Source organism: Mannheimia sp. USDA-ARS-USMARC-1261 (genome assembly GCF_000521605.1).
Lineage (GTDB): Bacteria > Pseudomonadota > Gammaproteobacteria > Enterobacterales > Pasteurellaceae > Mannheimia > Mannheimia indoligenes.
The window spans coordinates 1,991,284-2,016,515 of record NZ_CP006942.1; the positions used below are offsets into that span (position 1 = coordinate 1,991,284).

Genomic DNA, 25,232 nt, shown 5'->3' on the forward strand with positions numbered 1-25,232 from the left:
TTATCTTCATTAGATATTAACTATCCGGTTACACATTATAGAAGATTGGTACTATTAATAGTGCAGCAACTGCGGCAATTACACCATATACAACCATCGGAACAACCGTTTTCTTAATGATAGTACCCTCTTGTTTTTCGATACCTGTTACTGAACATACCGCAACAATGTTATTGATACACACCATATTACCCATTGCACCACCTACAGATTGTAATGCTAAGATTAGGGTTACTGATAAACCAACTTGTTGTGCTGTTGCGTATTGTACTGTACCGAAGGTTAAGTTAGATACCGTGTTAGAACCTGAGAAGAACGCACCGATTGCACCTAAGAATGACGCAAATAATGTCCAAGATTGACCTGTGAACTCTGCAAAACTTCTACCGATAACTTGTACCATTGACTCTGAGCCACCAATCAACATTAATTTTACCATAATAATTGCACCTAAAAGGGCTAAAAATGGTTTTTTAACTTGGCTTAACGATGTACCGAAAATATCTTTGGTATTTCTAGCGGATACCGAGAAAATCGGTAAGCAGATTAATACCGTAATCACAAAAGGAATCAATGCCGGTACATAAAGTAACTTATAGCTGGTTGCAACGTTCGTGCCTAAAATATTTTTCAGTGCGAAAATCAAACCTTGGCTGATTTCAAAGTTAGCAAAACCTAGTGAACTTGCAATCCAAGTCGTCGCATCATTCAACCACGCTTTAAGTGGAAGTTGTTGAATACGGGTAATCACTAAGATGAAGATTAACAAACCTGTTGGTAATAATGCTTTTGCTACTTCACCAAAAGTTGCTTTTTCGCCTGCAAGATTATTCTCAGTTTTCGCTAAACCAATACCTGCATTTGCTACAAATACAGAAACCAATAAACCAATTGCACCTGCCACTAATGAAGGGAATTCATAGTTAAATTGAGCAATAATAAAGTAAGGCACAACACAAGCTAGAATACTAATGTAGATAAACACAATATTCTGACGAATTTCTTTCCAGCTTACAATTAAACGCAATGCCATAATTGGAATAATGAATGCCGCAATTGAGTGAATTAGAGCGGTTATAGAGCCGATTTCAAGCACTTGTGCATCACTTAATAAACCATCTTTTAATAATGGTCCCATACCGAACCACGTTGGCGTACCTACTGCACCAAATGAAACCGGTACAGAGTTCATCACTAACGCTAACATAGCTACTTGTAATGGTTTAAAACCTAAACCAACTAAGATTGGAGCCGCAATAGCAGCAGGCGTACCGAAACCGGAAGCACCTTCAATCATAAACGCAAATGCCCAACCGATAATCATTAACTGTGCAACCGGGTTTGGATTGATTGCACCCAACCATTTACGCATTGTGTTAGTTGCACCGGACACTTCAGAGAAACGATTAAATAAAATTGCACCGAATACTACAGTAATCGGCGTTAATACATCACCTAAACCTGCAATAATATTTGCAAAGACTAATGTAACATCGTTACCAAAATAGGTAAGTTGAAGAATAAAAATAAGTAAAGCTGTCAGTGGAAGAGCCACATAAGACGGCAACGCGTTGCGTTTTACCATTAAATAAATCAGTAAAACAATTGGGAAAATGCTCAGAAAAAGAGCCATAGAACACCTCATTTATGATTATAAAATGACCTGAGTGGTCGGACTGGTTAAGCATTCTACACATTAGAAAAAGCGATGTAACTAACTTGTTGTAAATTTGTGATCTAATTCAAATTTTTAGGGTGCGTATGATTAAAAAAAAGCCTAATTTTTTATAAATAACCCTCAAGAGTTATTCATTTGGAGCTTATTTTGCAAAATTTTTATAAAATTTAACCGCTTGTTATCTATTTTTACAATTCCATCAAGTATAATCAGTCGGAATTATTTTACTCTTTAAGGAAATGTTATGTCTTTAACCTCTAATAACCGCTATCTTGCCATTTTTGGTGTTATTTTAGCCATAGGTTTGATGGCAGCAGCCTTTATTCTTGGACATCAATTTAAAAATTTACAACAAACAGGTGTGATTACCGTAAAAGGACTTGCCGAAGCTGAGCATAAAGCGACACTAGGTACTTGGCGGGTATCTATTTTCGGTTGGGGCTTAACTTATAACGATGCGATGAAAGCTAATCAGCAAAACTTAAATCAAGCCGTTAAGTTTTTAAAAGAACAAGGTTTTTTGGATACAGAACGTGAAATTACCGAGCTTTCCGTGAATGAGAGAACAGAGTACTATGTAGATGAGTTTGGCAAAGATCGCTCTCGTCAAAATGGTTATAACGCAACACGTTCTATTGTGCTTTCAACCAAAGACCTAGCCAAATTACAAAACGGATTATCAAAAATCCAATTCTTACGGGCTGAAAACGAAGCCATTGATTTTAGCCAGCCCGATTATTATTTAGAGAATTTGGAAGAAATCAAACGTGATTTAATTGCTAAAGCAACCCAAGATGCCTACGTGCGAGCAGAAGAATTTGCCAAAACCAGCAATGTGAAAGTCGGCTTATTACGCTCCGCATCACAAGGTTCATTTGATATTAAATCAAGCCGCCCAAATACTGAAGATAGTGATGATAGCTACGGCGGCAGTTACGATACTTCAACCATCGACAAAAAAGTTCGCTTGGTGGTAACCATTCAATACGCAATTAATTAAACAAAAAAGACCGCTTGCAAGCGGTCTTTTTTCTACTGAATTTTACAAATTACACATTGAAACGGAAGTGCATTACATCGCCGTCTTGAACGATATACTCTTTCCCTTCCAAACGCCATTTACCGGCTTCTTTTGCACCGGCTTCGCCTTTGTTATCAATGAAATCTTGGTAAGCAATCACTTCTGCACGGATAAAACCTTTCTCAAAGTCCGTATGGATTACCGCCGCAGCTTTTGGTGCAGTTGCCCCTACTGAAACTGTCCAAGCACGCACTTCTTTCACGCCTGCGGTGAAGTAAGTTTGAAGATTTAACAACGCATAACCGGCACGAATTACACGATTCAAGCCAGGCTCTTCAATACCTAAATCTTGTAGAAATTCCACTTTTTCTTCGTCATCAAGCTCTGCAATTTCAGACTCAATCGCCGCACACACTGGCACAACCACAGCCCCTTCTTTTTCCGCAATTTCACGCACACGATCAAGATATGGGTTGTTTTCAAAACCATCTTCGTTTACGTTAGCGATGTACATTGTCGGTTTTAAGGTTAAGAAGTTGTAACCTTTAATGGCGTGCAATTCATCTTTATCTAACTCTACCGAGCGGATCATTCCGGCGTTTTCAAGTACCGGCAGAATTTTTTCCATAATGGATAATTCAAATTTAGCGTCTTTATCGCCACCTTTTGCACGTTTTTGTAAACGCTGAATCGCACGTTCGCAGCTGTCTAAATCCGCGAGGGCTAATTCGGTGTTGATAATTTCGATATCGTCTGCCGGGTCAATTTTGCCTGCCACGTGAACGATGTCATCATTTTCAAAACAACGCACAACGTGCCCGATTGCATCGGTTTCACGAATATTTGCCAAGAATTTGTTACCCAAACCTTCGCCTTTGCTTGCACCGGCAACTAAACCTGCGATGTCCACAAATTCCATTGTGGTTGGTAAAACACGCTCAGGTTTCACGATTTCCGCCAACGCATCTAAACGTGGATCCGGCATTGGTACAACCCCGGTGTTTGGCTCAATCGTACAGAATGGATAGTTCGCTGCCTCGATACCTGCTTTAGTTAATGCGTTGAAAAGTGTTGATTTACCAACATTCGGTAAACCCACGATACCACATTTAAATCCCATTTTTTGTTCCTTTAAATTACAAAATTTTGTGAAAATTTGACCGCTTGTAGGGGCAAATTGCAATTTGCCCTATCAAGGGTGAGAAGAGGGCGAATTGCAATTCGCCCCTACATTTTATGCTTTAAAACCATTTAAACGGTTAGTTGCCTTAACCATTCCGTCTTTAAATAAAATCTCTACGCAACGTGCAGCTTCATCCACCGCACTATTCAGTAATGTCTGATCACTCGGTGAAGGCTTACCTAAAACATAAGCAGCCACCATATCTTTATGCCCCGGATGTCCAATCCCAATTCGCACACGGTAGAACTCTTTATTATTACCAAGGGTGGCAATAATATCTTTCAAGCCGTTGTGTCCGCCGTGTCCACCACCTTTTTTCAACTTAACTGAACCGGGCGGAAGATCTAGCTCATCGTGAGCCACCAAAATTTCTTCTGGTTTGATGCGATAAAAATTTGCTAACGCTCCTACTGCTTTGCCACTTAAATTCATAAAAGTGGTCGGCACTAACAAACGCACTTCGCCTTGAGCAGTATTAATTTTAGCCACTTTACCGAAATATTTCGCCTCTTCTTTTAGGCTCACATTATACATTCGAGCAAGTTCGTTAATCAGCCACTCGCCTGCATTATGACGAGTCTCTTCATATTTTGCTCCGGGGTTGGCAAGCCCGACAATCAATTTAATTTCTGACACAATGTTGTCTCAATTCTCTAAATTAAAAGGCAATATTGTAGAGAAAAACCGCTATTTTCTCAAGGTAACCATTAATCATATTGTCTATACGGATTTGGCACACATTGATATTTCGCCAACATCGATTCAGTAAAATCGGTGCGTGAAGCAGCGTTATCATTGTTTAAACTTACCACACCAATTCGCTTGCCTCTGCAATCGCCTTTGGCAATAAAGGCTAAATTATAACCCGCCTCACGAGTGTAGCCGGTTTTGCTTACTAACGCTTGATAAGATTGAGAACGCACCATACTGTTAGTATTTTTCATTGAGAAATAGCGACCGCCTGCATAAACACTCACTAATGGTGAATTAGAAAGCTGCTGAATTTCAGGCTTACTTGCGGCATAACCCGCCAATTTTGCTAAATCAACCACAGTTGAAACATTATCCGCAGACAAGCCGGAACTATCGCCAAAGTAGGTTTGAGTCATTCCGATTTCACGGGCTTTGCTGTTCATTCGAGCCAAAAATTGGGCTTTATTTAAGTGAGTAGCGTGAGCCAGTGCGTGTGCCGCATAATTATCTGAACGCACTAACATCGCTTTTAATAATTCGCCACAGGCAATGTTAGTATTCTTTGGTAACGGGCTGGTTGTGCCTTTAATGAAATCCGCATCTGAAGGCAAAATTTGCGTTTGACAACTTGAGCCGTAGCGGTTTTCTTCCAAGAAAACGACTGCTGTCATCAATTTAGTTACGGATGCAATCGGACGAACTAAGTTAAAGTTCTTCCCTTCTAAAAATTTTTTCTGTTTTAAATCAAACACCACATAAGCTGAATTTTCAGTGGGGATATAAGCCGCTTTCGCTTTAATACGAGGGCTTGGTTTCTTTGCAGGTTGGGAAGAACAAGCACTTAGCACCATCGCCGCAATCAATACAGGAAGTAATTTTTTCATTATCAATATAATCCGAGAGTAAAAGTTCGCTATTCTACCCTGTATTGTGCCAAAGTTCAAAAAGCAAGCGGTCGTTTTCCTCTGCTTTTTTGCAATTTTTCGGAAAAATTTAACCGCTTGCCCTCTTGCCTCAAATCAGCGAAAATATCAGCGAATTTTCGGCGGTCTTTCCGCCCTTTTATCTTTAATTTATTGAGAAAAAAATGTCATATCCACAAGAAGTTAATAAACGCCGCACCTTTGCGATTATTTCCCACCCCGATGCGGGTAAAACCACCATTACCGAAAAAGTGCTTTTATACGGAAAGGCGATTCAAACTGCAGGATCGGTAAAAGGTAAAGGCTCGGCTCAACACGCCAAATCCGACTGGATGGAAATGGAGAAACAGCGTGGGATCTCGATCACCACCTCCGTGATGCAGTTCCCTTACAATGATTGCTTGGTGAACCTATTAGATACCCCGGGGCACGAAGACTTCTCGGAAGATACTTATCGTACTTTAACTGCTGTAGATAGCTGCTTGATGGTGATTGATTCGGCAAAAGGGGTTGAGGAACGTACCATTAAATTAATGGAAGTTACCCGCTTGCGTGATACGCCGATCTTGACCTTTATGAATAAGCTTGACCGTGATATTCGTGATCCAATGGAATTATTGGACGAAGTGGAAAGCGTATTGAAAATCAACTGTGCACCTATCACTTGGCCAATCGGTTGCGGTAAGTTGTTCAAAGGGGTTTACCACATTTATAAAGATGAAACTTACCTTTACCAAACAGGTCAAGGGCATACCATTCAAGAAGTCCGTATTATTAAAGGATTAGATAATCCAGAGTTAGATCAAGCGGTTGGCGATGATTTAGCCCAACAACTGCGTGATGAGTTGGAATTGGTACAAGGTGCATCACACGAATTTGAACACGAGGCTTTCATCAACGGCGAATTAACCCCGGTGTTCTTCGGAACAGCGTTAGGTAACTTCGGGGTAAACCACTTCTTAGACGGTTTAACTGAATGGGCTCCCGCTCCACAGGCTCGTGAATCTGACAGCCGTACCGTTGAGGCAAGCGAGGAAAAATTCAGCGGTTTCGTGTTTAAAATCCAAGCGAATATGGATCCAAAACACCGCGACCGAGTTGCCTTTATGCGTGTGGTTTCAGGTAAATACGAAAAAGGGATGAAGTTAAAACACGTCCGTATCGGCAAAGACGTGGTAATTTCTGATGCCTTAACCTTTATGGCGGGCGACCGTGCCCACACAGAAGAAGCTTACGCAGGTGATATTATCGGCTTACACAATCACGGTACAATCCAAATTGGCGATACGTTCACGCAAGGCGAAAACCTGAAATTTACCGGTATTCCAAACTTTGCCCCGGAACTGTTCCGCCGTATTCGCTTAAAAGATCCGCTTAAACAAAAACAACTGCTTAAAGGCTTAGTGCAACTTTCGGAAGAAGGTGCAGTGCAAGTTTTCCGCCCACTCATCAACAACGATTTAATTGTCGGTGCGGTCGGTGTGCTACAGTTTGACGTGGTGGTTTCCCGATTAAAATCGGAATACAACGTTGAGGCGATTTACGAAACGGTAAACGTGGCAACTGCCCGTTGGGTTGAATGTGGTGATGCGAAAAAATTTGAAGAATTTAAACGCAAAAACGAAGTAAACTTAGCCCTAGACGGCGGCGATAACCTCACCTACATCGCCCCAACGATGGTGAATTTAAACTTGGCACAAGAACGTTATCCTGATGTAACCTTCTTTAAAACAAGAGAGCATTAATCCTTTAATACAAGCGGTCGATTTTGCAGAAAATTTTGCAAACCGACCGCTTATTTTATCTATAAACGTTTATTTTTCCTATGAAACGCCTCTTAATCCTCTTATCACTACTCTCCTCTAGTTTCTCCTATGCTGAACATCAATGTATTGATTATTCCGATCAATCCCCTTTTCATATTACTCGGGTGGATTTGAACTGCAAAAATTTAGCTTTTGTCGGTTCGGAAAAAAGCGATAACGGCTCAACCGTGTCTGATTTTGCGAAGAAATATGAAACAGATGTTGCCATCAACGCCAACTTTTATTGGAAAGATAACACGCCGATTGGCTTGGTCGTGAGCCAAGGAAAGCGTTGGTCAAAATATGGCGATGTGCGTAATCGGGTAGTTTTCGCCTGCGATAAGGCAAATAAATGTAGCATTGAGGGGAAAAATACGCTCTCCAAACAAAACCCGAAATGGCAGGTGGCAATTAGTGGTTGGCATTGGTATAACGCCCAAAGCGGGAAATTTGAGTGTGCGGAAAATGATAAGGTCGGCTGTTCGCAAAGCATTTTTCACGATAAACACCCTCGCACTTTGCTTGGCTTGAACGAGCAGAAAAACTGGCTCTATTTGGTTGTGGTGGAGGGACGTCAATTAACCTTTGGTGGCGTTACCTTAGATGAGCTGGCTGAACTTGCCGGCAAACTTGAACTCACTAAAGCCATCAACCTTGACGGTGGCGGCAGTTCAACAATGGTCATTGGCAACAAGCGGGTTAATTCCTTGCCGATTTTGCAAAATGAGGAACGAAAAGTCGCCAACCATTTTGGGGTAAAAATAATTCCGGTGCAAAAATAGAGCTCATTTTACATACCGATTATTAAATAACCAATTAAAACACTCAACTTAAAAAACTCTACTTTTTTTATGGAAATATGCTAAAGTTCGCGGTTATATAGCCCCTTATTTTTTTATGGAGAAAAATAAAATGAAAAAATGGTTAATTCCATTAACGATGGCAGCATTTTGTGTTGCAGCTTGTGATGATAAAAATACACAAGCCAATGTAGAGAAACCGGTGGCACAGCCTGAACAATCGCAAAAAAATCCGGAAACTTTACCGCTTGTAACTGTTGTTGCCCCTTGGGAATTAAACAGTTTAGATTTAAACCAATCGGGCGTGATTTTCCAACGTATGAACATTGCTGAAACTTTAGTTGAAGCCAATCTTGAAGGTCAATTAGTGGAAGGTTTGGCAACGAAGTGGGAAAGTAATAATGATGCAACGGTGTGGACTTTCACCTTGCGTGATGCCAAATTCCATAACGGTAAGCCTTTAACCGCACAAGCGGTCGAAAAATCGTTAAAAATTGCACTTTCAAAACCGGGTGTGTTGCAAAAAGCCTTTATCAAAGAGATTAAAGCCTTAGAGAACAACCAAATTCAATTTGAATTAACGAAATCTTTTGTGCCATTTCCTTCTTTCTTAACCCACTACACCACCTTAATTTTGGCGGAAGACAGTTTTGATGAAAAAGGCGATGTAGCACAAGTAATCGGCACTGGGGCATTTAAAGCAACGAAAATTGAAGCTCCACAAAAATTAGAAAGCGTTCGTTTTGATGAATATTGGGGCAACAAGCCACAACTTCAGCAAGCGAATTATTTAGCCAGCAGCCGTAGTGAAACCCGTACGTTAATGGCACAGAGCGATCAAACCTCGTTAGTGTTTAATTTAGATAAAGCAAGCGTGGCTCGTTTAAAAGCTGATCCAAATTTGCAGCTTATCAATACCTCTATTGCACGCACGACTCAACTTAAAATGGATGTTGCGAAACCGTTCTTTAACGATTTGGCAATTCGCCAAGCCTTATCTCAAGCAATTAACCGCAAAGCGATTGCTGAGCAAGTATTGAAAATCCAAGACGGTATGGCAGATCAAATTTTACCTAAAGCCTTTGCCGACTGGCGTGTTGCAACAGCAGAATCAAGCCTAAGCCACGATGAAACTATTGCAAAAATTAAGGAAAATTTGACCGCTTCCGGTTATGAATATAACGCAGAAGGCAAATTAACCAAAGAGGGCAAGCCGTTTACTTTCACTTTAAGAACTTATTCAGATCGTCCTGAATTACCGATTATTGCGACCATTTTACAAGCTGAATGGAAAAAAATCGGGGTTGATATCAATGTGTCCGTCGGTAACTTCAGTGAAATTCCACTAGGACATCAAAATGGCACTTTAGAGATGGCACTTTATGCATTCAACTATGCGAAAACACTCGATCCATTCGCCTTGTTAGTGCAAGACTTTGCCAACGGTGGAAGCGATTGGGGAACAATGAACTGGCGTAATGACAGCCTAGATCAAGCTCTAAAACAACTTGAAACAGAAATCGATCCTGAAAAATCGAAGCAATTAAAACAGCAAGTGAGCCAAATTATTCACGATGAATTACCGATTATTCCGATTGTGTACGATCAACAAACTGTTGTAGGGCATCAAGGCATTAATGGTTTGACACTTGACCCATTTGAAAGACGTTTTTATTTGGAAAAACTAAGTAAATAACCGCTCGTACTTCGCCAATATATACTGCCAAATCTCCCCCTCCCCTCTTTGCTAAAGAGGGGTGATAGATCTCCAGTGAATTTTAAATTCAAGTCCTTCATTAGGATAATTAAAATAGAGATAAAGTATAAATTTATATCCGATAGTCCCCCTCTTTAGCAAAGAGGGGAGGGGGAGATTTGGCAGTAGAAATTAACGAAGAAAAGAGTATAAATAGAAAATTATCCTATGCTAAAAATCCTACTCCGCCGCCTTACTCAGTTGTTATTAGTCGTCTGGTCAGTCGGCACATTAACTTTCATTATTACCCGCCAACTGTCGGGCGATATGGCATACCGTATTGCCGCCAGCCGTTATGGTTACGACCAAGCCGATAGTATGGCTGCTGAAGCGGTGCGAGCCGAGTTAGCGTTAGATCAGCCTTGGTGGCAAAGCTATTTCAGTTGGTTAGGCGATTTATTGCAGTTTAATTTAGGTAAATCGTTGGTAACAGGCGATCCTGTCTGGGCTGAAATTCAACATCAATTCGGACATACCTTAAGCCTTGCAATTGTGGCACTTATCTTGGCAATCCTTATTGGTCCTCCACTTGGATTACTCGCCGCTCGCAAACCAAACGGTTTTTTTGACCGCTTGACACTCATTTTCAGCACGCTGTTCCGCTCTGTGCCAGCCTTTATTATCGCTATCGGCTTAATTACGTTATTTTCAGCTCAACTAAAATGGTTGCCTGCTGGCGGATATGGTAGCTGGCAGCATTTTATCTTACCTGCCTTAACCCTTGCGATTGGCTTGAGTGCGGTTTCGGTGCGAGTAACCCGCTCTACGATGGTACAAGTGAAAAATGCAGAGTTTTACCAATTCTCGCAATTAAAAGGGCTAAGCCGCTGGAAAACTTTTGTGCGACACGGTTTACCAAACATCGCCGTCCCCGTTATTGCCTATCACGCAGTCCAGCTTGTCTATTTAATTGAAGGTGTTGTGGTGGTAGAAAGTTTATTTGCTTGGCCCGGCAGTGGACACGCATTGGTTCACGCCATTATTGCCCGTGATGTACCGATGATTCAAGGTACAACCTTAGTAATGGGTGGATTATTTGTTGTATTAAACACTCTTGCCGATCTGCTCAGTGCTTGGATTGACCCACGAATTAAGCGATAGGATATCAAAATGAAAATCTCAACTTCACAATATTTGGGCGGCACGATCCTACTTATTATGCTCGGGTTCGCCTTTTTACAGCCTTATTTTTACCCGATGGATATCGGCTTTCAAGATTTAGCCAATACGCTTTCCAGCCCAAATGAATTAGCGTGGTTCGGCACAGACCATCTCGGCAGAGATATGCTTGCCCGACTTTCCTCTGCTATTCGCCTCTCTTTCGGCTTATCGCTGTTTAGCGTATTTTGTGCCTTAGTGGCAGGCTTGATTACAGGCATTATGGCAGGCTTTTTTGGTGGCTGGATCGACCGCATTTTCAGTTTTATGTGTGATTTAGTGATGGCATTACCGGGCTTATTACTGGTATTACTCTTTGCCGCACTCTCTCCGGGTTCGTTCTGGACACTTTACTTAGGGATTTCATTGGTAATGTGGGTGGAATTTTTCCGTGTGATCCGCTCAATCAGCTCGACAATGGCAAACAGCTCAGAAATTCAAGCCTCTCGCTTAATGGGAATGGGCTGGCTTTATAGCTTCAAACGCCATTTATTACCTCGTTTACTGCCAATGATCGCCACATTATCTGCCTTTTCACTCGGCAACGCGATTTTAGCTCTCGCAACACTCGGCTTTGTAAGCGTGGGGTTACGCCCACCTACAGCGGAGCTCGGCTTAATGATGACAGAGCTCTTCCCTTATTACTACGAAGCTCCATTGATCTTTTTACAACCGGTAGTTGCCGTATTTTTGATGGTGCTTAGCCTACAATTATTATCAGGGAGAGTGAAATAATGTTACTAGAAATTCAAAATGTAAGCGTACAGACCAAAGAAGGTATAACGCTGGTTCAACCTATTTCACTTTCACTGCAACAAGGCAAAAATATTACCATTTTAGGCGAAACGGGTTCAGGCAAAAGCCTGTTAATTCAAGCCATTATGGGTGCTTTACCTGAAGAGCTTATTGCAAGCGGTCAATTTTTTGTTGAAACTTGCAAAATTGATTTTAACCAACAATCTGAGATTGAAAAAATGTGGGGCAAAACCTTAGTAATGCTGCCACAAGAGCCTCGCCGCTCGCTAAATCCAATTATGGAAATTGGTAAGCAATTATGGGAAAGTTTTCACTATGTGGCTGGAAAATCTTCGCCTCAAGCAAAAACCGAAAGCCAAGCCTATTTGACCAAACTCGGTTTAGGTGAATCGGTTGAAAGCTACCCTCACCAACTTTCGGGCGGAATGGCTCAACGTGCATCTTTCGCAATTGCAACTGCTGCGGGTGGAAAAATTTTACTGGCAGATGAACCGACCAAAGGGCTTGATCCAATTAGCAAAGGCAAAGTGATTGAACTGTTAAAATCCGCTTACCAAAATGGTGGTGGTTTATTAACCATTACCCACGATATTGAAGTTGCCGAACAACTCGGTGGCTACATACTGGTAATGAAAAAAGGCGAGCTGTTGGAACAAGGCGAGGCGGAAGCACTATTAAGCAATCCACAACACCCTTATACCCAAGCCTTAATTGCCGCTGATCCAAAACATTGGCAGCCATTGCAAGATTTGCAAAATTTGAGCCAAAAACAACCGCTTGTCTCGGTTAAAAACCTGAGTGTTGCTCGAGGTAAGAAAACCTTGTTTAGCAATCTCTCTTTTGATTTACACAAAGGCGAAGTGCTAGGCATTGTGGGGCATAGTGGTATTGGAAAAAGCTCCCTTGCCGATGTGTTATGTGGTTTGCTAAAACCAAAATCGGGCGAGGTAAAATGGCACAGCCAAAGCCACAAAAAGCACCAGGTATTAAAGCTCTACCAAGATCCGCCCGAGGCATTTGCCCCGAATGTGAGCTTGCAAACGCTATTGGACGATGTGATTAACAAACACAAGCTCGATCGCCTACCGATTCCAAGTTTATTAGAGCAACTCTCGCTTAACCCGGAAATTTTACAACGCAGTGCCGAAAATGTGTCGGGTGGCGAGCTACAACGTGTGGCGATTTTAAGAGCGTTATTGCTCGACCCTGTGCTGCTGTTTGCTGATGAGGTAACTTCTCGACTTGACCCTATCACGCAGCAAGAAACGATTGAATTGCTGATAAACCAATGTCGAGCCAGAAATTGTAGCTTGATTTTGGTGAGCCACGATCCTTATTTAATTGAGAAATCGTGTGATACAGTGATTAATTTGGAAGATTATTTAGATAAGTAATCAAAATAGGGGCAAATAATGTGATATGCCCCTATTTTTTCACTATTTTGCTGCTAGCTTTTGGCGAACAATTTCAAACAAGCAAACTCCTGTTGCAACCGATACGTTCAGAGATGACACAGAACCAGCCATTGGAATGCTGATGAGTTGATCGCAATGTTCACGGGTTAGGCGACGCATTCCGTCTCCTTCTGCCCCCATCACTAAGGCAATTGAGCCGGTTAATTTCGCTTCATAAATGCCCGATGTGGCTTCACCTGCTGTGCCAACAATCCAGACGTTGTGGCGTTCTTGCAAATCACGCATTGTACGGGCAAGGTTGGTAACTCGAATTAACGGCATCACTTCTGCTGCTCCACACGCCACTTTACGGGCGATTGAAGTCAATTGAGCAGATTTATCCTTCGGTACAATAACCGCATCTACACCGGCTGCATCCGCAGTACGTAAGCACGCACCAAGATTATGTGGATCAGTTACACCGTCTAAAATAAGCAAGAGTGGATTTTGCTTTTGGCTCAAAATTGCCTCTAAATCGTGCTCATTTAACTCTTTTTGTGGCACAACACGGGCAATAATGCCTTGATGTACTTCGCCTTGCGATTTATTATCTAACGTTTGGCGGTTTACTTGCTGAATGGAAACACCCAAGCGTTGTAGCTCGTTTAACAACGGCAGTAATCTTTTATCTTCACGTCCTTTAAGCACAAGTACTTCAATTAAACGCTCCGGAGCATTATCTAAAAAGGCTTTCACTGCGTGAATGCCATAAATTTGTTCACTCATATTTTTCCTTAATAATTGGGCGAACACATCGGTTCGCCCCTACATTAAATGTTTTACAATAACATCTTCACAATTTTATCGAGTTTCACTCTACCAAATTTTTTCAGCAATTTACGCACATTTTCAGGGTAATCTGTCAGCACTTCTAAATCGCTATAATGGCTTAAAACCTGCGTATGTTGGCGAATTTGGCTCAACTCCATTTCCGCTTTTTCACTTAGCTCTGCTTTCGGGTCAGAAATTAAAATCGCATTTTCAGCATCTAAACGCCACGCACGCGGATTTAAATTATTCCCTGTGAGCAAAATATAGCGGTTATCTACCCAACCCCCTTTAAGGTGGTAGCTATTTTCGCCATCTTTCCACAAACGAATAATAAGCTGTTGATTTTGAATATAAAAATCTAACCGTTTTGCGAAAGCTCGCAAATTCTTTTCATACAAATAAGGCAGAGCTGATGCCATCGTAAATTTTTCATCAGGCTTGGTATAGAAATCATTAGCGGTTTTATCGCCCACAATAATTTCCACTGATTTGCCGTTTGCCAGCAACCATTCAATACGAGTTCTTAACGAAAGCGGAAAATTAAAATAAGGCGTGCAAATCGTTAATTTTTGTTCTGTTTGGTAGAACAACGCCTCAATAACTTTGTTGAGCTGATTTCTACGACGTCCTAAACCAAATAATGGCGAAACCAGCAAATCGTCGCTTTTCGCAATACCGTTGAATTGATACTGCTCTCGCCCTAACTGCTTACGGAATGCTTTAATCTGTGAACGGATTTCAATAGTTTTCGGACGATTCGTCGTATCTAAACGGCTTACCACCCTGCTCGATAAAATATGTTGTTGAATAAATTCTACCCAACTATCTGCTAAGGCTTTATTTTCAATAACGTGATAGCGGTCGTAGCGATAGCGGTCTAACTGATGCAAATAAACGTTGTTGATACTTGCTCCGCTATACAAAATCGTATCGTCAAACACAAAACCTTTTAGGTGCAATACGCCAAACACTTCTCGCCCATTAATCGGCACGCCGTAGAACTCGATTTCTTGTCCTTCAGGGAGATTTTGTTCAGCTTTAACTTTCGTGTACCAATCAGCATTCGAGAGACTTTCCGCTTCACCAATACGTCCACGTTGGGCTCTATGCCAATCGACCAAGATTTTAATCTCTAAAGCCGGATTGCTTCGTTTCGCATTATAAAGGGCAGCCAAAATTTCTTGCCCCGCTTCGTCCTTTTCAAAATAAAGTGCTGTCAAATAGATTCTTTTTTTTGCCGTTTGAATCAGCTGTAAAATTTGCTGTTTAAACGCTTGGCTTGAACTAAGAAAAATCACCTGTTCCGCCTGCTGTGGCAAGAAAGGTAAACTTTCTATCAGCTTTTCAGCTTTGCGTTGTTTATTCAAAATTAACATTAATGATTCCCGATTTTTTTAATGACTGCCGACTATTTTACACCGAAATGATTAATAAAGCGATTTTACATTAACGGCACTCGTAACTTTCAGGACTATTTGTTCTTGAGATATTTGGTTTTGTCAATTTCGGTTTGGTAAATATAGGAAAATTTGAGCTGTTAGCATCACTCTGGAGAAAAGGCGATTGCTGTTTGAGCAAACTTTGAGATAAATGACAGGAAAACAGTGATTTTTTTCATTTTTATAGCGAGGCAAGCGGTTGTTTTCTAGGAAAGTTTTGCAAATTTTAAGATAGGTGTCTATCTATTAGTGAAAAAACTAAAGCAGGGTTTCCCCTGCCTTAAAATACATTGAATGATTACGCAAACAAACGTTTTTCACCACTGCCTGCAACATTTTCCACACAGCGTCCACATACTTCTTTGTGGCCTGCGTGCGTGCCGATGTCGGTTGCATAGTGCCAGCAACGAGGGCATTTTTCGCCATCTGCATTTTCCACTTTCACCGCCAAACCGGCTAATTCGCCTTCGGCAATATCAGCTTCAGCGAGTGGTTTTACAATTGCTTGTGAAGTAATTAATACAAAACGTAATTCATTACCAAGTTGCTCTAATAATGGAAGAATATCATCATTCGCGTACACCGTAACTTTCGCTTCTAAACCTGCACCAATAATTTTGTCTTTACGAGCTTGCTCTAACACACGGTTTACTTCAGCACGCACTTTTAAAATTTGTTGCCAGTAAGCATCATCTAATTTATCTTGCTCAGTTAGGGCAAACAAGCTGCCGTAAAACTCTTCAGTGAACACAAATTCACTTCTGCCTTCAATTTGTGGTAAATAGCCCCAAATTTCATCTGCAGTGAAAGATAAAATTGGTGCAATCCAACGCACAAGAGCTTCTGCAATGTGCCATAACGCTGTTTGGCAACTACGGCGGGCAAGGCTGTCCGCTTTGGTGGTGTATTGGCGGTCTTTGATGATGTCGAGGTAGAATGAGCCCATTTCAATCGAGCAGAAACGCATTAAGCGTTGTACCACCGTGTGGAATTGGTAGTTGTCGTACGCCTCTTTGATCTCGTTTTGGGCATCTAAGGCACAGCTCACTGCCCAGCGATCAAGTGCGATCATCTCTTCCGGCTTAACTAGATCACGTTTCGGATCAAAACCGTTTAAGTTTGCCAATAGGAAACGTGCGGTGTTACGGATACGGCGATAAGATTCGCCCGCACTGTTTAAAATGTTGTGCGATACCGCAATTTCACCGGTGTAGTCAGTGCTTGCCACCCATAAACGCAGAATATCTGCCCCGTTTTTGTTCCAAACTTCGCTTGGTACAATCACGTTACCGAGCGATTTAGACATTTTTCTGCCTTTTTCATCAACGGTAAAGCCGTGGGTTAAAACCTGTTTGTAAGGGGCTTTACCGTTAGTTGCGGTAGAAAGCATTAATGAAGACATAAACCAACCACGGTGTTGATCTGAACCTTCCAAATACATATCCGCTGAATTGCCGTTAAATTCAGGGCGTTGCTCCACTACTGAGGCATAGGTTGATCCTGAGTCGAACCACACGTCTAAGGTATCCGGCACTTTGCGGTAATCTTTCGCTTCTTCGCCAAGCAGTTCTGCTGGGTCTAAATCCCACCACGCTTGAATGCCTTTTTCTTCAACACGTTTAGCCACTTCTTCAATCAATTCTAAAGTGCGTGGGTGCAATTCTTCTGTTTCGTTGTGAACGAACATTGCCATCGGCACGCCCCAAGTACGCTGACGTGAAATACACCAGTCTGGGCGGTTTGCAACCATCGTATCAATTCGTGCCTCGCCCCAAGATGGGATCCAACGTACAGATTTGATTTCGCCTAATGCTTGCTTGCGTAAACCTTGGGTTTCCATTCCAATAAACCATTGTGGAGTTGCACGGAAAATAATAGGGGTTTTGTGTCGCCAGCAGTGTGGGTAGCTGTGTTTGATGCGGGATAATTTCAGCAATGCCCCCACTTCTTGCAGTTTTTCCACGACTTTTTCGTTCGATTCAAATACGCCTAAGCCGGCAAAGAATGGCGTATCCGCTTTGAATTTACCGTCATTGGAAATTAAGCCTGCCATTTCAATTTTATATTTGCGAGCCACCACAAAGTCGTCCGCACCGTGGTCAGGAGCGGTGTGAACCAAGCCAGTACCACCGTCTGTGGTAACGTGGTCGCCGAAAATAAACGGCACGCTATAATCATAGAATGGGTGATTAAAGCGTAATAATTCTAAGTTTTCGCCTTTGGTTGTGCCTAAAATTTCAAATGATTCAACGCCGGCAGCTTTTGCAACATCTTCAACTAAATCGACCGCTAGTACCACACGCTCATCTGCTAATTGTACTAAGGCATATTCAAGTTCAGGGTTAATCGCAATCGCACGGTTAGACGGAATCGTCCAAGGGGTAGTTGTCCAAATTACCGCTGATAATTTGCCCTGACCTTGTGCATTAAATTTAGCCGCTACTTCCGATTCATCTACCGCATTAAAACGCACATAAATAGATGGCGAAACTTTATCTTCATATTCCACTTCGGCTTCAGCTAATGAAGATCCACAATCTAAACACCAGTGAACCGGCTTAGAACCTTTGTATAAATGACCGTTAGCAATCACTTTACCTAAAGTGCGGATAATATGAGCTTCAGTATCAAAATTCATTGTCAAATAGGGATTGTCCCAATCGCCTAGAATACCTAAACGCATAAAGTCCGCTTTCTGACCATCTACTTGCTCTTTGGCATAATTACGGCAGGCTTGGCAGAACTCAGCCGCTGAAATTTTTTCATTCGGCTTACCGACAATGCCTTCTACTTTTAACTCAATCGGCAAACCGTGGCAGTCCCAACCCGGCACATAAGGCGTATCAAACCCCATTGCAGTTTTTGATTTGTTGATAATATCTTTAAGAATATGATTTACAGCGTGCCCCAAATGGATATTACCATTTGCATACGGAGGACCATCGTGCAGAATAAAGGTTTTACTACCTTTTCTTGCTTCACGCACTTTTTGGTATAAGTTTTTGTCATACCAATTTTTCAACATATCTGGTTCACGCTTGGCTAAATCACCACGCATCGGAAAGCCTGTTTCAGGCAGGTTAAGGGTGTTTTTGTAATCAACTGTCATTTTGTTTTCCAATTTTAATAAAATCTCGGGGTTGTAGGGGCAAATTGCAATTTGCCCCTACGATATCTCTTCCAAATGAAATAAGCTAAATTGCATAATTACTTTGCAAATTTCTCAAAAAATTCAACCGCTTGTAGGCGATCTTTTTCAATCTGTGCTTTTAATGCCTCAAAACTCTCAAACTTTGTTTCATTACGAATTTTTTGCAGAAAAACGACCTCAATTGCTTCGCCGTAAATGGAGGCATTAAAATCAAAAATATGCACTTCTAATAACGGCTTTGTACCGTTAATGGTTGGGCGGTTGCCGACATTCGCAATGCCGTTGTAGCTGCCTTGTTTCGTGTTTACTTTCACCGCAAATACACCTTGAATAGGTGTAACTAAACGGTTGAGCATAATATTGGCGGTTGGGAAACCAATGGTTCTACCGAGCTTATTGCCGTGAGCAACACGCCCGTGAATTGAGTAAGGCTTACCTAATAATGTTTCGGCTAAGGCTAAATCGTTATTTTGCAAAGCCTCTCTCACTAATGAGCTACTAATTCGCTCTTCATTTAGGCTGTGAGTATGGCTTTCTTCCACCGCGAAACGGTATTTCAGCCCTGCATTGCGTAAGGTGTCAAAATTGCCAGCACGTTGTGCACCGAAACGAAAATCGTCCCCTACGCTTAAATAACGAACTTTGAGCCGTTTTGCTAATAAATCGCTAATAAAATCGTCTGCGGAAATTTGAGCGAACTTTTCACTAAAACGAACGCACAACACGAAATCCACTCCGGCTTCGGCTAAATATTTCAGCTTATCACGCAATCGCATTAACCTTGCAGGCGGTGTGCAAGCGGTCAAATTTCCACTTTTTTTTGCAAAAAATTCGCGAGGCTGAGGTTCAAATAGCATTACCACCGAAGGTAAATCTAAGTCTAAGGCTTTATCACACAAACGACTTAAAATGTTTTGGTGTCCGATATGTACGCCATCGAAATTTCCAATAGAAAGAACACAGCCTTTGTTTAAAGCACTATATTTATCTAAATTGTGAAAACCTCGAATGAGCTGCATAAAAATATAAACCGTTTTATGAGTAAAAATTGCTGTGATTATAGCGAGAAATCAACAAAAAAGGAAAAAAAATCCTATGTGTTATCAATTAATGCACGAATATCACATCAACATAGCTTTTTTCGTATAAAAAGATATTCAAATGCTACATTTTGCTATATGATTGCAACCAAAAATCGGGGGAATAACTATGGCAAATTTTGCTTATCTTCAACAAAAACGTAAACAACTTAAACTTAAAGTCAATGATATTTGTGAACAAGCCGGTGTAACGCGAGCCTATTTTAATCAGCTAGTGAGCGGTAAAATTAAAAATCCGAGTGCAAATAAACTAAAAGCATTGCATTCGGTTTTAGAAATTGTCGAAGATAGCAACCAGCGTGCCGGTGTCATTTTTGGTAAATTTTACCCTATTCATACAGGTCATATTAATATGATCTATGAAGCATTCAGTAAAGTGGATGTATTACACGTTATCGTTTGTACCGATTCCGAACGTGATTTACGCCTTTTCCAGCAAAGTAAAATGAAACGTATGCCAACTAACGAAGACCGTTTGCGTTGGGTACAGCAGATCTTTAAATATCAGCAAAAGCAAATATTTATCCACCATTTAGTCGAGGATGGCATTCCAAGCTACCCGAACGGGTGGGAAGGCTGGTCAGCTCGTGTGAAAGAACTGTTTGCTGAGAAAAACATCAATCCAACCATTGTGTTTAGTAGCGAAGTTCAAGACAAAGAGCCATACGAAAAATATTTGGGTTTAGAGGTTCAGTTGGTTGATCCTGCTCGTGAATCGGTTAATGTTTCTGCGACTCAAATTCGTAATAATCCGTTCCACTATTGGCGTTTTATTCCGAAAGAAGTTCGTCCGTTCTTTGTTAAAACCATTGCGATTTTAGGTGGTGAAAGCAGTGGTAAATCAGTATTGGTCAGCAAATTAGCGAACGTGTTTAATACAACTTCCGCTTGGGAATATGGGCGTGAATTTGTGTTTGAGCAACTAGGTGGCAATGAGCAAGCAATGCAATATTCTGACTATCCTCAGATGGTGCTAGGGCATCAGCGTTATGTTGATTATGCGATGAAACACGCTCACAAAGTGGCAATTATTGATACCGATTACATTACAACACAGGCATTTTGTATTCAATATGAAGGAAAAGCCCATCCATTCTTAGATTCAATGATTCGTGAATATCCGTTTGATGTAACGATTTTACTGTCAAATAATACCAAATGGGTTGCAGACGGTTTGCGTAGTTTGGGTTCTAAAAAGCAACGCCAACAATTCCAACAATTATTGAAAAAATTACTGGAAAAATACCGTATTCCTTATATTGAAATTGAATCGCCAAGTTATTTAGATAGATATAATCAGGCAAAAGAGGTTGTTGAAGCAATCTTAAATGAAGAGCCAATCCCACTACAATTTAAACAATATAACCTTAACGATTCAGAGTAACGGAATACAAGATGATACTTTTTGCAGGTGATCCGCACGGTAGCTACGAGCATCTTTACCCTGTTTTACAACAACAAACAGAGAAAGTGTCTCTAGTTATTCTAGGTGATCTCCAACTCACGACTCCCGATGAATTAGATAAACTTTCCCAACATTGCGATATTTGGTTTATTCACGGTAATCACGATAGTAAAACTGTTGCTGCCTTTGATTCTGTTTGGAATAGCCATTGGAAAGAACGCAATATTCACGGCAAAGTAGTGGAAATTCAAGGGGTAAAAATTGCGGGGATTGGCGGTGTGTTTCGAGGGCATATCTGGATGCCACCGAATCGACCTATGTTTTTTGACCCTATTCATTTTTGCCAATATACTCCGCAAGAGAAAATTTGGCGAGGAGGAGTGCCACTAAGACACCGTTCTTCTATTTTTCCTTCAGATTTTGAAGCATTAGAAAACGAAACAGCTGATATTTTAATTACGCACGAAGCACCTAAGCCACACCCACAAGGTTTTGCAGTAATTAACCAACTGGCTAAAAAATTAGGGGCAACTAAGATTTTTCACGGACATCATCACGATAATTTTCATTACGACAATAAAAATTCTAAATATGGTTGTCATATTTATAACATCGGTTTTCGTAGCCTTGCCGATATTGACGGTAATTACTTAATTTTAGGTGTTGATGATAGAGAGAAATAGCTAAAAATTTGATTGAATTAAACAAATTGTCATTTTTATTCTTTCCATTTAGAAATTTATAAGTAGAATTTGAATAATTTGTAACATAAAGGTTATAAACAGAATTTATAATTAGATCAGAGGTTAAAAAATGAAAATCCCACAAATCTTAATTGTTGAGGATGAATTAGTCACAAGGAATATGCTCAAAAGCATTTTTGAGGGTGAAGGTTATCAAGTATTTCAAGCATCTAACGGCGAAGAAATGCACACAGTATTGAATGCTCAAGAAATCAATCTTGTGTTAATGGATATCAACTTACCGGGTAAAAACGGCTTAATTTTAGCTCGTGAAATTCGAGAGAACCGTAAATTACCTTTAATGTTTTTAACCGGTCGTGATAACGAAATTGATAAAATTTTAGGGTTAGAAATTGGTGCTGATGATTACATTACTAAACCGTTTAACCCACGCGAATTAACTATTCGTGCTAGAAATTTACTTCAACGCACAATGGGCGAAAAAAATGAAGCAAAAGAGCAATCCGATGTGGAACGTTATCGCTTTAACGGCTGGACATTAGATATTCACAGCCACAGCCTTATTAATCCTGAAGGTGAAGCAACGAAATTGCCACGTAGTGAATTTAGAGCGTTATTACATTTCTGTGAAAATCCGGGTAAAATCCAAACTCGTGAAGATTTACTGAAGAAAATGGCAGGACGTGAATTAAAACCTCACGATAGAACCGTTGATGTAACAATCCGTCGTATTCGTAAACATTTTGAAGATCACCCAAATACACCGGAAATGATCGTAACTATTCACGGAGAAGGTTATCGCTTCTGCGGTAATATTGAATCTTAGTCAAAGAGGAGTCATATATGAAGAAATTAACTATTGCAACACTTGCTTGCTTATTCTCCGCAAATTTATTTGCAGCCCCGGTTGGTAATACATTTACCGGTGTTGGCGTAGGTGTTGACGTAACAACGACCAAGTACAACGTAGATGGCGTAAAAGGTAAAGACTCAACAGGTCCGGTCTTAGTTGTTGATTACGGTATCGATCAAGGCAATAACTTTGTAGGTGTTGTGCAAGGTAAAGCAAAAGTAGGCAGCACTAAAGTATTTAGTGATGTAAAACAAAAAAATAAATATACCGTTGCTTATCAACAAGGTTATCGTGTTGGTTCAGACTTACTTCCTTATGTAAAAGTTGATGCAAGCTCAACTAAAGTCGGTAACGAAACTTATCGTGGCTTCGGCTTTGGTACAGGGGCAAAATATGCTGTATCAAGCGATGTAGAACTTACTGCAGAATACACCCGTGATAACTTAAAACGCAGTGGTACAAAATTAAGAGGCAACTCTTTCACAGCAAATGCCACTTATCGTTTCTAAGCATAAATTAATCGGTTGTAAAATTTTTTAAAAATATGACCGCTTGTAACAAAAGAGCCTGAATATTATTCAGGCTCTTTGCTTAATTAGTAAAGTACACGTGCTCGAATTGTGCCTTCAATTACTTTTAAGCGTTGTAATGCATCATCAACATTATCACATTCCACATCGATCACGACATAACCAATAGTTGGGTCGGTTTGTAAGTATTGTGCTGCAATATTTACATTTAGATCCACAAAGATTTGGTTGATCTGATTTAAGATACCCGGACGATTTTCGTGAATATGTAATAAGCGTTTAGCTTGATTATGAATCGGTAATGAAACTTCCGGGAAGTTTACAGCAGTTACAGTTGAGCCATTATCTGAATATTTCACAAATTTATTCGCTACTTCCGTACCAATATTCGCTTGTGCTTCAGAAGTTGATCCTCCGATGTGTGGCGTTAAAATCACGTTATCAAACTTACATAATGGTGATACAAACGGATCGTTAATTGACGCTGGCTCTTCTGGGAATACGTCAATTGCCGCACCACGCAATGTGCCGGCTTCCAAACGGGCTACTAACGCATCAATATCAACCACCGTACCGCGAGCCGCATTAATTAATACCGAACCTTCTTTTAATTGAGCAATACGTTCTGCACTCATTAGGTTTTTGGTAGAATCGATCTCCGGAACGTGTAATGAAATCATATCGCAAGTTGAAAGTAGATGCTCCAACGTCGGCACTTGCTGTGCATTACCAAGCGGTAGTTTATTTTCAACATCGTAGAAATAAACTTGCATACCGATTGCTTCAGCAAGCACACTTAACTGCGAACCGATATGTCCATAACCTACAATACCTAGTTTTTTGCCACGCACTTCATTTGCACCGGCAGCAGATTTATTCCACACCCCACGATGCACTTCAGCATTGGCAGTCGGTACTTTACGCATTAATAAAATCATTTCTGCAAGCACTAATTCTGCAACAGAGCGAGTATTTGAGAACGGTGCATTGAATACCGGAATACCTCGTCTTTTCGCCGCACTTAAATCAACTTGGTTTGTCCCGATACAGAAACAACCAATCGCAATTAATTTCGGAGCTTGAGCCAGCACCTCTTCTGTTAAAAAGGTACGTGAGCGAATACCAACAAAGTGTGCATCTTTAATTGCATCAATTAACTCTTGACCATCAAGTGCCTTCTTATGTACTTCAATATTGGTATAACCCTCCGCTAAGAGTACATCAATTGCATTTTGATGCACGCCTTCAAGTAGAAGAAATTTAATCTTTGATTTATCCAAAGAAATTTTAGCCATTTTTTGCTCCTAGTATTATGTGTTTGCGATAATAAATTATTCTAATATAACTGCACCTTCAGGTGTGCCAACAATAGTAACATTAGCATAACGCTGTGCGAAAATGCCATTTGTAACAACACCTGCAATATTATTGATTGTATGCTCCATTTTCAACGGTTCGATAATTTTAAAATTATGTACATCTAAAATCACGTTGCCATTATCGGTTACTACACCTTCACGATATTCCGGCGAACCGCCAAGTGCCACTAATTGACGAGCCACATAAGAGCGAGCCATTGGAATAACTTCTACCGGTAATGGGAAAGTTGAACCTAAAACGTCCACTTGTTTTGAGCTATCAACAATACAGATAAATTTTTTAGCCAACGAACTGACAATTTTCTCACGAGTTAATGCTGCACCACCGCCTTTAATCATTGCTCCTTGAGGTGTGATTTCATCAGCCCCATCAATATAAATATCAAGCTCGCTAACTTCATTGGCACTAAAGACTTCAATGCCGATATCACGCAGGCGTTCTTCTGAGGCTTTTGAAGCGGCAACTGCTCCTTTAATTTCATCTTTCATTGAAGCGAGAGCATCAATAAAGCAGTTTACCGTTGAGCCACTACCCACGCCTACAATCGTATTCGGTTTTACAAATTTTAATGCAGCTTGAGCTGCAATTTTTTTCATTTCTTGTTGATCCATTTTTTGCTCCTTTTAAACAACAAGCGGTCATATTTTGCAAATTTTTTACAAAATATAACCG

General features: G+C 40.7%; 21 protein-coding genes. 11 read left to right on the forward strand and 10 right to left on the reverse strand.

Features of this window, described 5'->3' with window-relative positions:
• Positions 1 to 28: 28 nt before the first annotated feature.
• Positions 29 to 1,633: an L-lactate permease gene (locus X781_RS09615; protein ID WP_025236662.1), complete on the reverse strand. Its 1,605-nt coding sequence runs from the start codon at positions 1,631 to 1,633 to the stop codon at positions 29 to 31.
• A 289-nt stretch (positions 1,634 to 1,922) separates the two neighbouring features.
• On the opposite strand from X781_RS09615, the gene X781_RS09620 reads away from it, so the two are divergent.
• On the forward strand, positions 1,923 to 2,678 hold the full coding sequence (locus X781_RS09620; RefSeq protein ID WP_025236663.1) for an SIMPL domain-containing protein: 756 nt from the start codon (positions 1,923 to 1,925) through the stop codon (positions 2,676 to 2,678).
• Positions 2,679 to 2,727: 49 nt separating this feature from the next.
• Here the strand turns inward: X781_RS09620 and ychF are convergent, their stop codons facing one another.
• The 3 genes from ychF to X781_RS09635 all read right to left on the reverse strand — a co-directional run bounded on the left by ychF (position 2,728) and on the right by X781_RS09635 (position 5,459).
• Complete coding sequence (gene ychF, locus X781_RS09625) at positions 2,728 to 3,819, reverse strand: redox-regulated ATPase YchF (RefSeq protein ID WP_025236664.1); 1,092 nt, start codon at positions 3,817 to 3,819, stop codon at positions 2,728 to 2,730.
• A gap of 114 nt (positions 3,820 to 3,933) precedes the next feature.
• Positions 3,934 to 4,518 (reverse strand): aminoacyl-tRNA hydrolase, encoded by a 585-nt coding sequence (pth, locus tag X781_RS09630; protein WP_025236665.1) that lies wholly within the window; start codon positions 4,516 to 4,518, stop codon positions 3,934 to 3,936.
• Positions 4,519 to 4,589: 71 nt separating this feature from the next.
• The gene (locus tag X781_RS09635) at positions 4,590 to 5,459 is read right to left on the reverse strand and encodes a D-alanyl-D-alanine carboxypeptidase family protein (protein ID WP_235068745.1); all 870 of its coding nucleotides are present in this window, start codon (positions 5,457 to 5,459) and stop codon (positions 4,590 to 4,592) included.
• Between the two features lie 203 nt (positions 5,460 to 5,662).
• Between X781_RS09635 and prfC the strand changes: the two genes are divergently transcribed.
• From prfC to X781_RS09665, 6 genes are all read left to right on the forward strand, one after another.
• Entirely contained in the window at positions 5,663 to 7,243 is a 1,581-nt protein-coding gene (prfC, locus tag X781_RS09640) for a peptide chain release factor 3 (protein WP_025236667.1), read from the forward strand.
• Positions 7,244 to 7,323: 80 nt separating this feature from the next.
• Entirely contained in the window at positions 7,324 to 8,085 is a 762-nt protein-coding gene (locus X781_RS09645; RefSeq protein WP_025236668.1) for a phosphodiester glycosidase family protein, read from the forward strand.
• Positions 8,086 to 8,215: 130 nt separating this feature from the next.
• Positions 8,216 to 9,799 carry an ABC transporter substrate-binding protein gene (locus X781_RS09650; protein ID WP_025236669.1) on the forward strand — a complete coding sequence of 528 codons (1,584 nt, stop codon included), beginning with the start codon at positions 8,216 to 8,218 and terminating at the stop codon, positions 9,797 to 9,799.
• 228 nt (positions 9,800 to 10,027) lie between these two features.
• The gene (locus X781_RS09655) at positions 10,028 to 10,960 is read left to right on the forward strand and encodes an ABC transporter permease (RefSeq protein ID WP_025236670.1); all 933 of its coding nucleotides are present in this window, start codon (positions 10,028 to 10,030) and stop codon (positions 10,958 to 10,960) included.
• A 9-nt stretch (positions 10,961 to 10,969) separates the two neighbouring features.
• The gene (locus X781_RS09660; RefSeq protein WP_025236671.1) at positions 10,970 to 11,752 is read left to right on the forward strand and encodes an ABC transporter permease; all 783 of its coding nucleotides are present in this window, start codon (positions 10,970 to 10,972) and stop codon (positions 11,750 to 11,752) included.
• Positions 11,749 to 13,167: an ABC transporter ATP-binding protein gene (locus X781_RS09665; protein WP_025236672.1), complete on the forward strand. Its 1,419-nt coding sequence runs from the start codon at positions 11,749 to 11,751 to the stop codon at positions 13,165 to 13,167. Before X781_RS09660 ends, X781_RS09665 begins: the two co-directional genes overlap by 4 nt.
• Before the next feature lie 42 nt (positions 13,168 to 13,209).
• Here X781_RS09665 and rlmB read toward each other — a convergent pair whose 3' ends face one another.
• The 4 genes from rlmB to ribF all read right to left on the reverse strand — a co-directional run bounded on the left by rlmB (position 13,210) and on the right by ribF (position 19,607).
• Positions 13,210 to 13,953 carry a 23S rRNA (guanosine(2251)-2'-O)-methyltransferase RlmB gene (gene rlmB, locus X781_RS09670; protein WP_025236673.1) on the reverse strand — a complete coding sequence of 248 codons (744 nt, stop codon included), beginning with the start codon at positions 13,951 to 13,953 and terminating at the stop codon, positions 13,210 to 13,212.
• A gap of 53 nt (positions 13,954 to 14,006) precedes the next feature.
• Positions 14,007 to 15,374 carry a CDP-diacylglycerol--serine O-phosphatidyltransferase gene (pssA, locus tag X781_RS09675; protein ID WP_025236674.1) on the reverse strand — a complete coding sequence of 456 codons (1,368 nt, stop codon included), beginning with the start codon at positions 15,372 to 15,374 and terminating at the stop codon, positions 14,007 to 14,009.
• A 361-nt stretch (positions 15,375 to 15,735) separates the two neighbouring features.
• On the reverse strand, positions 15,736 to 18,546 hold the full coding sequence (gene ileS, locus X781_RS09680; protein WP_025236675.1) for an isoleucine--tRNA ligase: 2,811 nt from the start codon (positions 18,544 to 18,546) through the stop codon (positions 15,736 to 15,738).
• Between the two features lie 98 nt (positions 18,547 to 18,644).
• On the reverse strand, positions 18,645 to 19,607 hold the full coding sequence (gene ribF, locus X781_RS09685; protein ID WP_025236676.1) for a bifunctional riboflavin kinase/FAD synthetase: 963 nt from the start codon (positions 19,605 to 19,607) through the stop codon (positions 18,645 to 18,647).
• 190 nt (positions 19,608 to 19,797) lie between these two features.
• Between ribF and nadR the strand changes: the two genes are divergently transcribed.
• The 4 genes from nadR (at position 19,798) to X781_RS09705 (ending at position 23,159) form a co-directional block, all read left to right on the forward strand.
• The gene (nadR, locus tag X781_RS09690; protein WP_025236677.1) at positions 19,798 to 21,072 is read left to right on the forward strand and encodes a multifunctional transcriptional regulator/nicotinamide-nucleotide adenylyltransferase/ribosylnicotinamide kinase NadR; all 1,275 of its coding nucleotides are present in this window, start codon (positions 19,798 to 19,800) and stop codon (positions 21,070 to 21,072) included.
• An 11-nt stretch (positions 21,073 to 21,083) separates the two neighbouring features.
• Complete coding sequence (locus X781_RS09695; RefSeq protein ID WP_025236678.1) at positions 21,084 to 21,776, forward strand: metallophosphoesterase family protein; 693 nt, start codon at positions 21,084 to 21,086, stop codon at positions 21,774 to 21,776.
• A 130-nt stretch (positions 21,777 to 21,906) separates the two neighbouring features.
• Positions 21,907 to 22,623, forward strand: coding sequence for a two-component system response regulator ArcA (arcA, locus tag X781_RS09700; RefSeq protein WP_025236679.1), 717 nt, complete (start codon positions 21,907 to 21,909; stop codon positions 22,621 to 22,623).
• A 17-nt stretch (positions 22,624 to 22,640) separates the two neighbouring features.
• Positions 22,641 to 23,159: a porin family protein gene (locus X781_RS09705; RefSeq protein ID WP_025236680.1), complete on the forward strand. Its 519-nt coding sequence runs from the start codon at positions 22,641 to 22,643 to the stop codon at positions 23,157 to 23,159.
• Positions 23,160 to 23,245: 86 nt separating this feature from the next.
• On the opposite strand, the gene serA is transcribed toward X781_RS09705, so the two are convergent.
• Entirely contained in the window at positions 23,246 to 24,475 is a 1,230-nt protein-coding gene (serA, locus tag X781_RS09710) for a phosphoglycerate dehydrogenase (RefSeq protein WP_025236681.1), read from the reverse strand.
• 36 nt (positions 24,476 to 24,511) lie between these two features.
• Positions 24,512 to 25,171 (reverse strand): ribose-5-phosphate isomerase RpiA, encoded by a 660-nt coding sequence (rpiA, locus tag X781_RS09715; RefSeq protein ID WP_025236682.1) that lies wholly within the window; start codon positions 25,169 to 25,171, stop codon positions 24,512 to 24,514.
• Positions 25,172 to 25,232: the final 61 nt, after the last annotated feature.

What these genes read in the sequence shown, in the direction of transcription:
- serA (WP_025236681.1), bottom strand. Translation starts at nt 24,475, where the DNA reads ATGGCTAAAATTTCTTTGGATAAATCAAAGATTAAATTTCTTCTACTT.
- X781_RS09615 (WP_025236662.1), bottom strand. Translation starts at nt 1,633, where the DNA reads ATGGCTCTTTTTCTGAGCATTTTCCCAATTGTTTTACTGATTTATTTA.
- X781_RS09695 (WP_025236678.1), top strand. Translation starts at nt 21,084, where the DNA reads ATGATACTTTTTGCAGGTGATCCGCACGGTAGCTACGAGCATCTTTAC.
- X781_RS09705 (WP_025236680.1), top strand. Translation starts at nt 22,641, where the DNA reads ATGAAGAAATTAACTATTGCAACACTTGCTTGCTTATTCTCCGCAAAT.
- ychF (WP_025236664.1), bottom strand. Translation starts at nt 3,819, where the DNA reads ATGGGATTTAAATGTGGTATCGTGGGTTTACCGAATGTTGGTAAATCA.
- ileS (WP_025236675.1), bottom strand. Translation starts at nt 18,546, where the DNA reads ATGACAGTTGATTACAAAAACACCCTTAACCTGCCTGAAACAGGCTTT.
- X781_RS09645 (WP_025236668.1), top strand. Translation starts at nt 7,324, where the DNA reads ATGAAACGCCTCTTAATCCTCTTATCACTACTCTCCTCTAGTTTCTCC.
- prfC (WP_025236667.1), top strand. Translation starts at nt 5,663, where the DNA reads ATGTCATATCCACAAGAAGTTAATAAACGCCGCACCTTTGCGATTATT.
- pssA (WP_025236674.1), bottom strand. Translation starts at nt 15,374, where the DNA reads ATGTTAATTTTGAATAAACAACGCAAAGCTGAAAAGCTGATAGAAAGT.
- X781_RS09655 (WP_025236670.1), top strand. Translation starts at nt 10,028, where the DNA reads ATGCTAAAAATCCTACTCCGCCGCCTTACTCAGTTGTTATTAGTCGTC.
- ribF (WP_025236676.1), bottom strand. Translation starts at nt 19,607, where the DNA reads ATGCAGCTCATTCGAGGTTTTCACAATTTAGATAAATATAGTGCTTTA.
- X781_RS09620 (WP_025236663.1), top strand. Translation starts at nt 1,923, where the DNA reads ATGTCTTTAACCTCTAATAACCGCTATCTTGCCATTTTTGGTGTTATT.
- rpiA (WP_025236682.1), bottom strand. Translation starts at nt 25,171, where the DNA reads ATGGATCAACAAGAAATGAAAAAAATTGCAGCTCAAGCTGCATTAAAA.
- nadR (WP_025236677.1), top strand. Translation starts at nt 19,798, where the DNA reads ATGGCAAATTTTGCTTATCTTCAACAAAAACGTAAACAACTTAAACTT.
- rlmB (WP_025236673.1), bottom strand. Translation starts at nt 13,953, where the DNA reads ATGAGTGAACAAATTTATGGCATTCACGCAGTGAAAGCCTTTTTAGAT.
- X781_RS09650 (WP_025236669.1), top strand. Translation starts at nt 8,216, where the DNA reads ATGAAAAAATGGTTAATTCCATTAACGATGGCAGCATTTTGTGTTGCA.
- arcA (WP_025236679.1), top strand. Translation starts at nt 21,907, where the DNA reads ATGAAAATCCCACAAATCTTAATTGTTGAGGATGAATTAGTCACAAGG.
- X781_RS09635 (WP_235068745.1), bottom strand. Translation starts at nt 5,459, where the DNA reads ATGAAAAAATTACTTCCTGTATTGATTGCGGCGATGGTGCTAAGTGCT.
- X781_RS09660 (WP_025236671.1), top strand. Translation starts at nt 10,970, where the DNA reads ATGAAAATCTCAACTTCACAATATTTGGGCGGCACGATCCTACTTATT.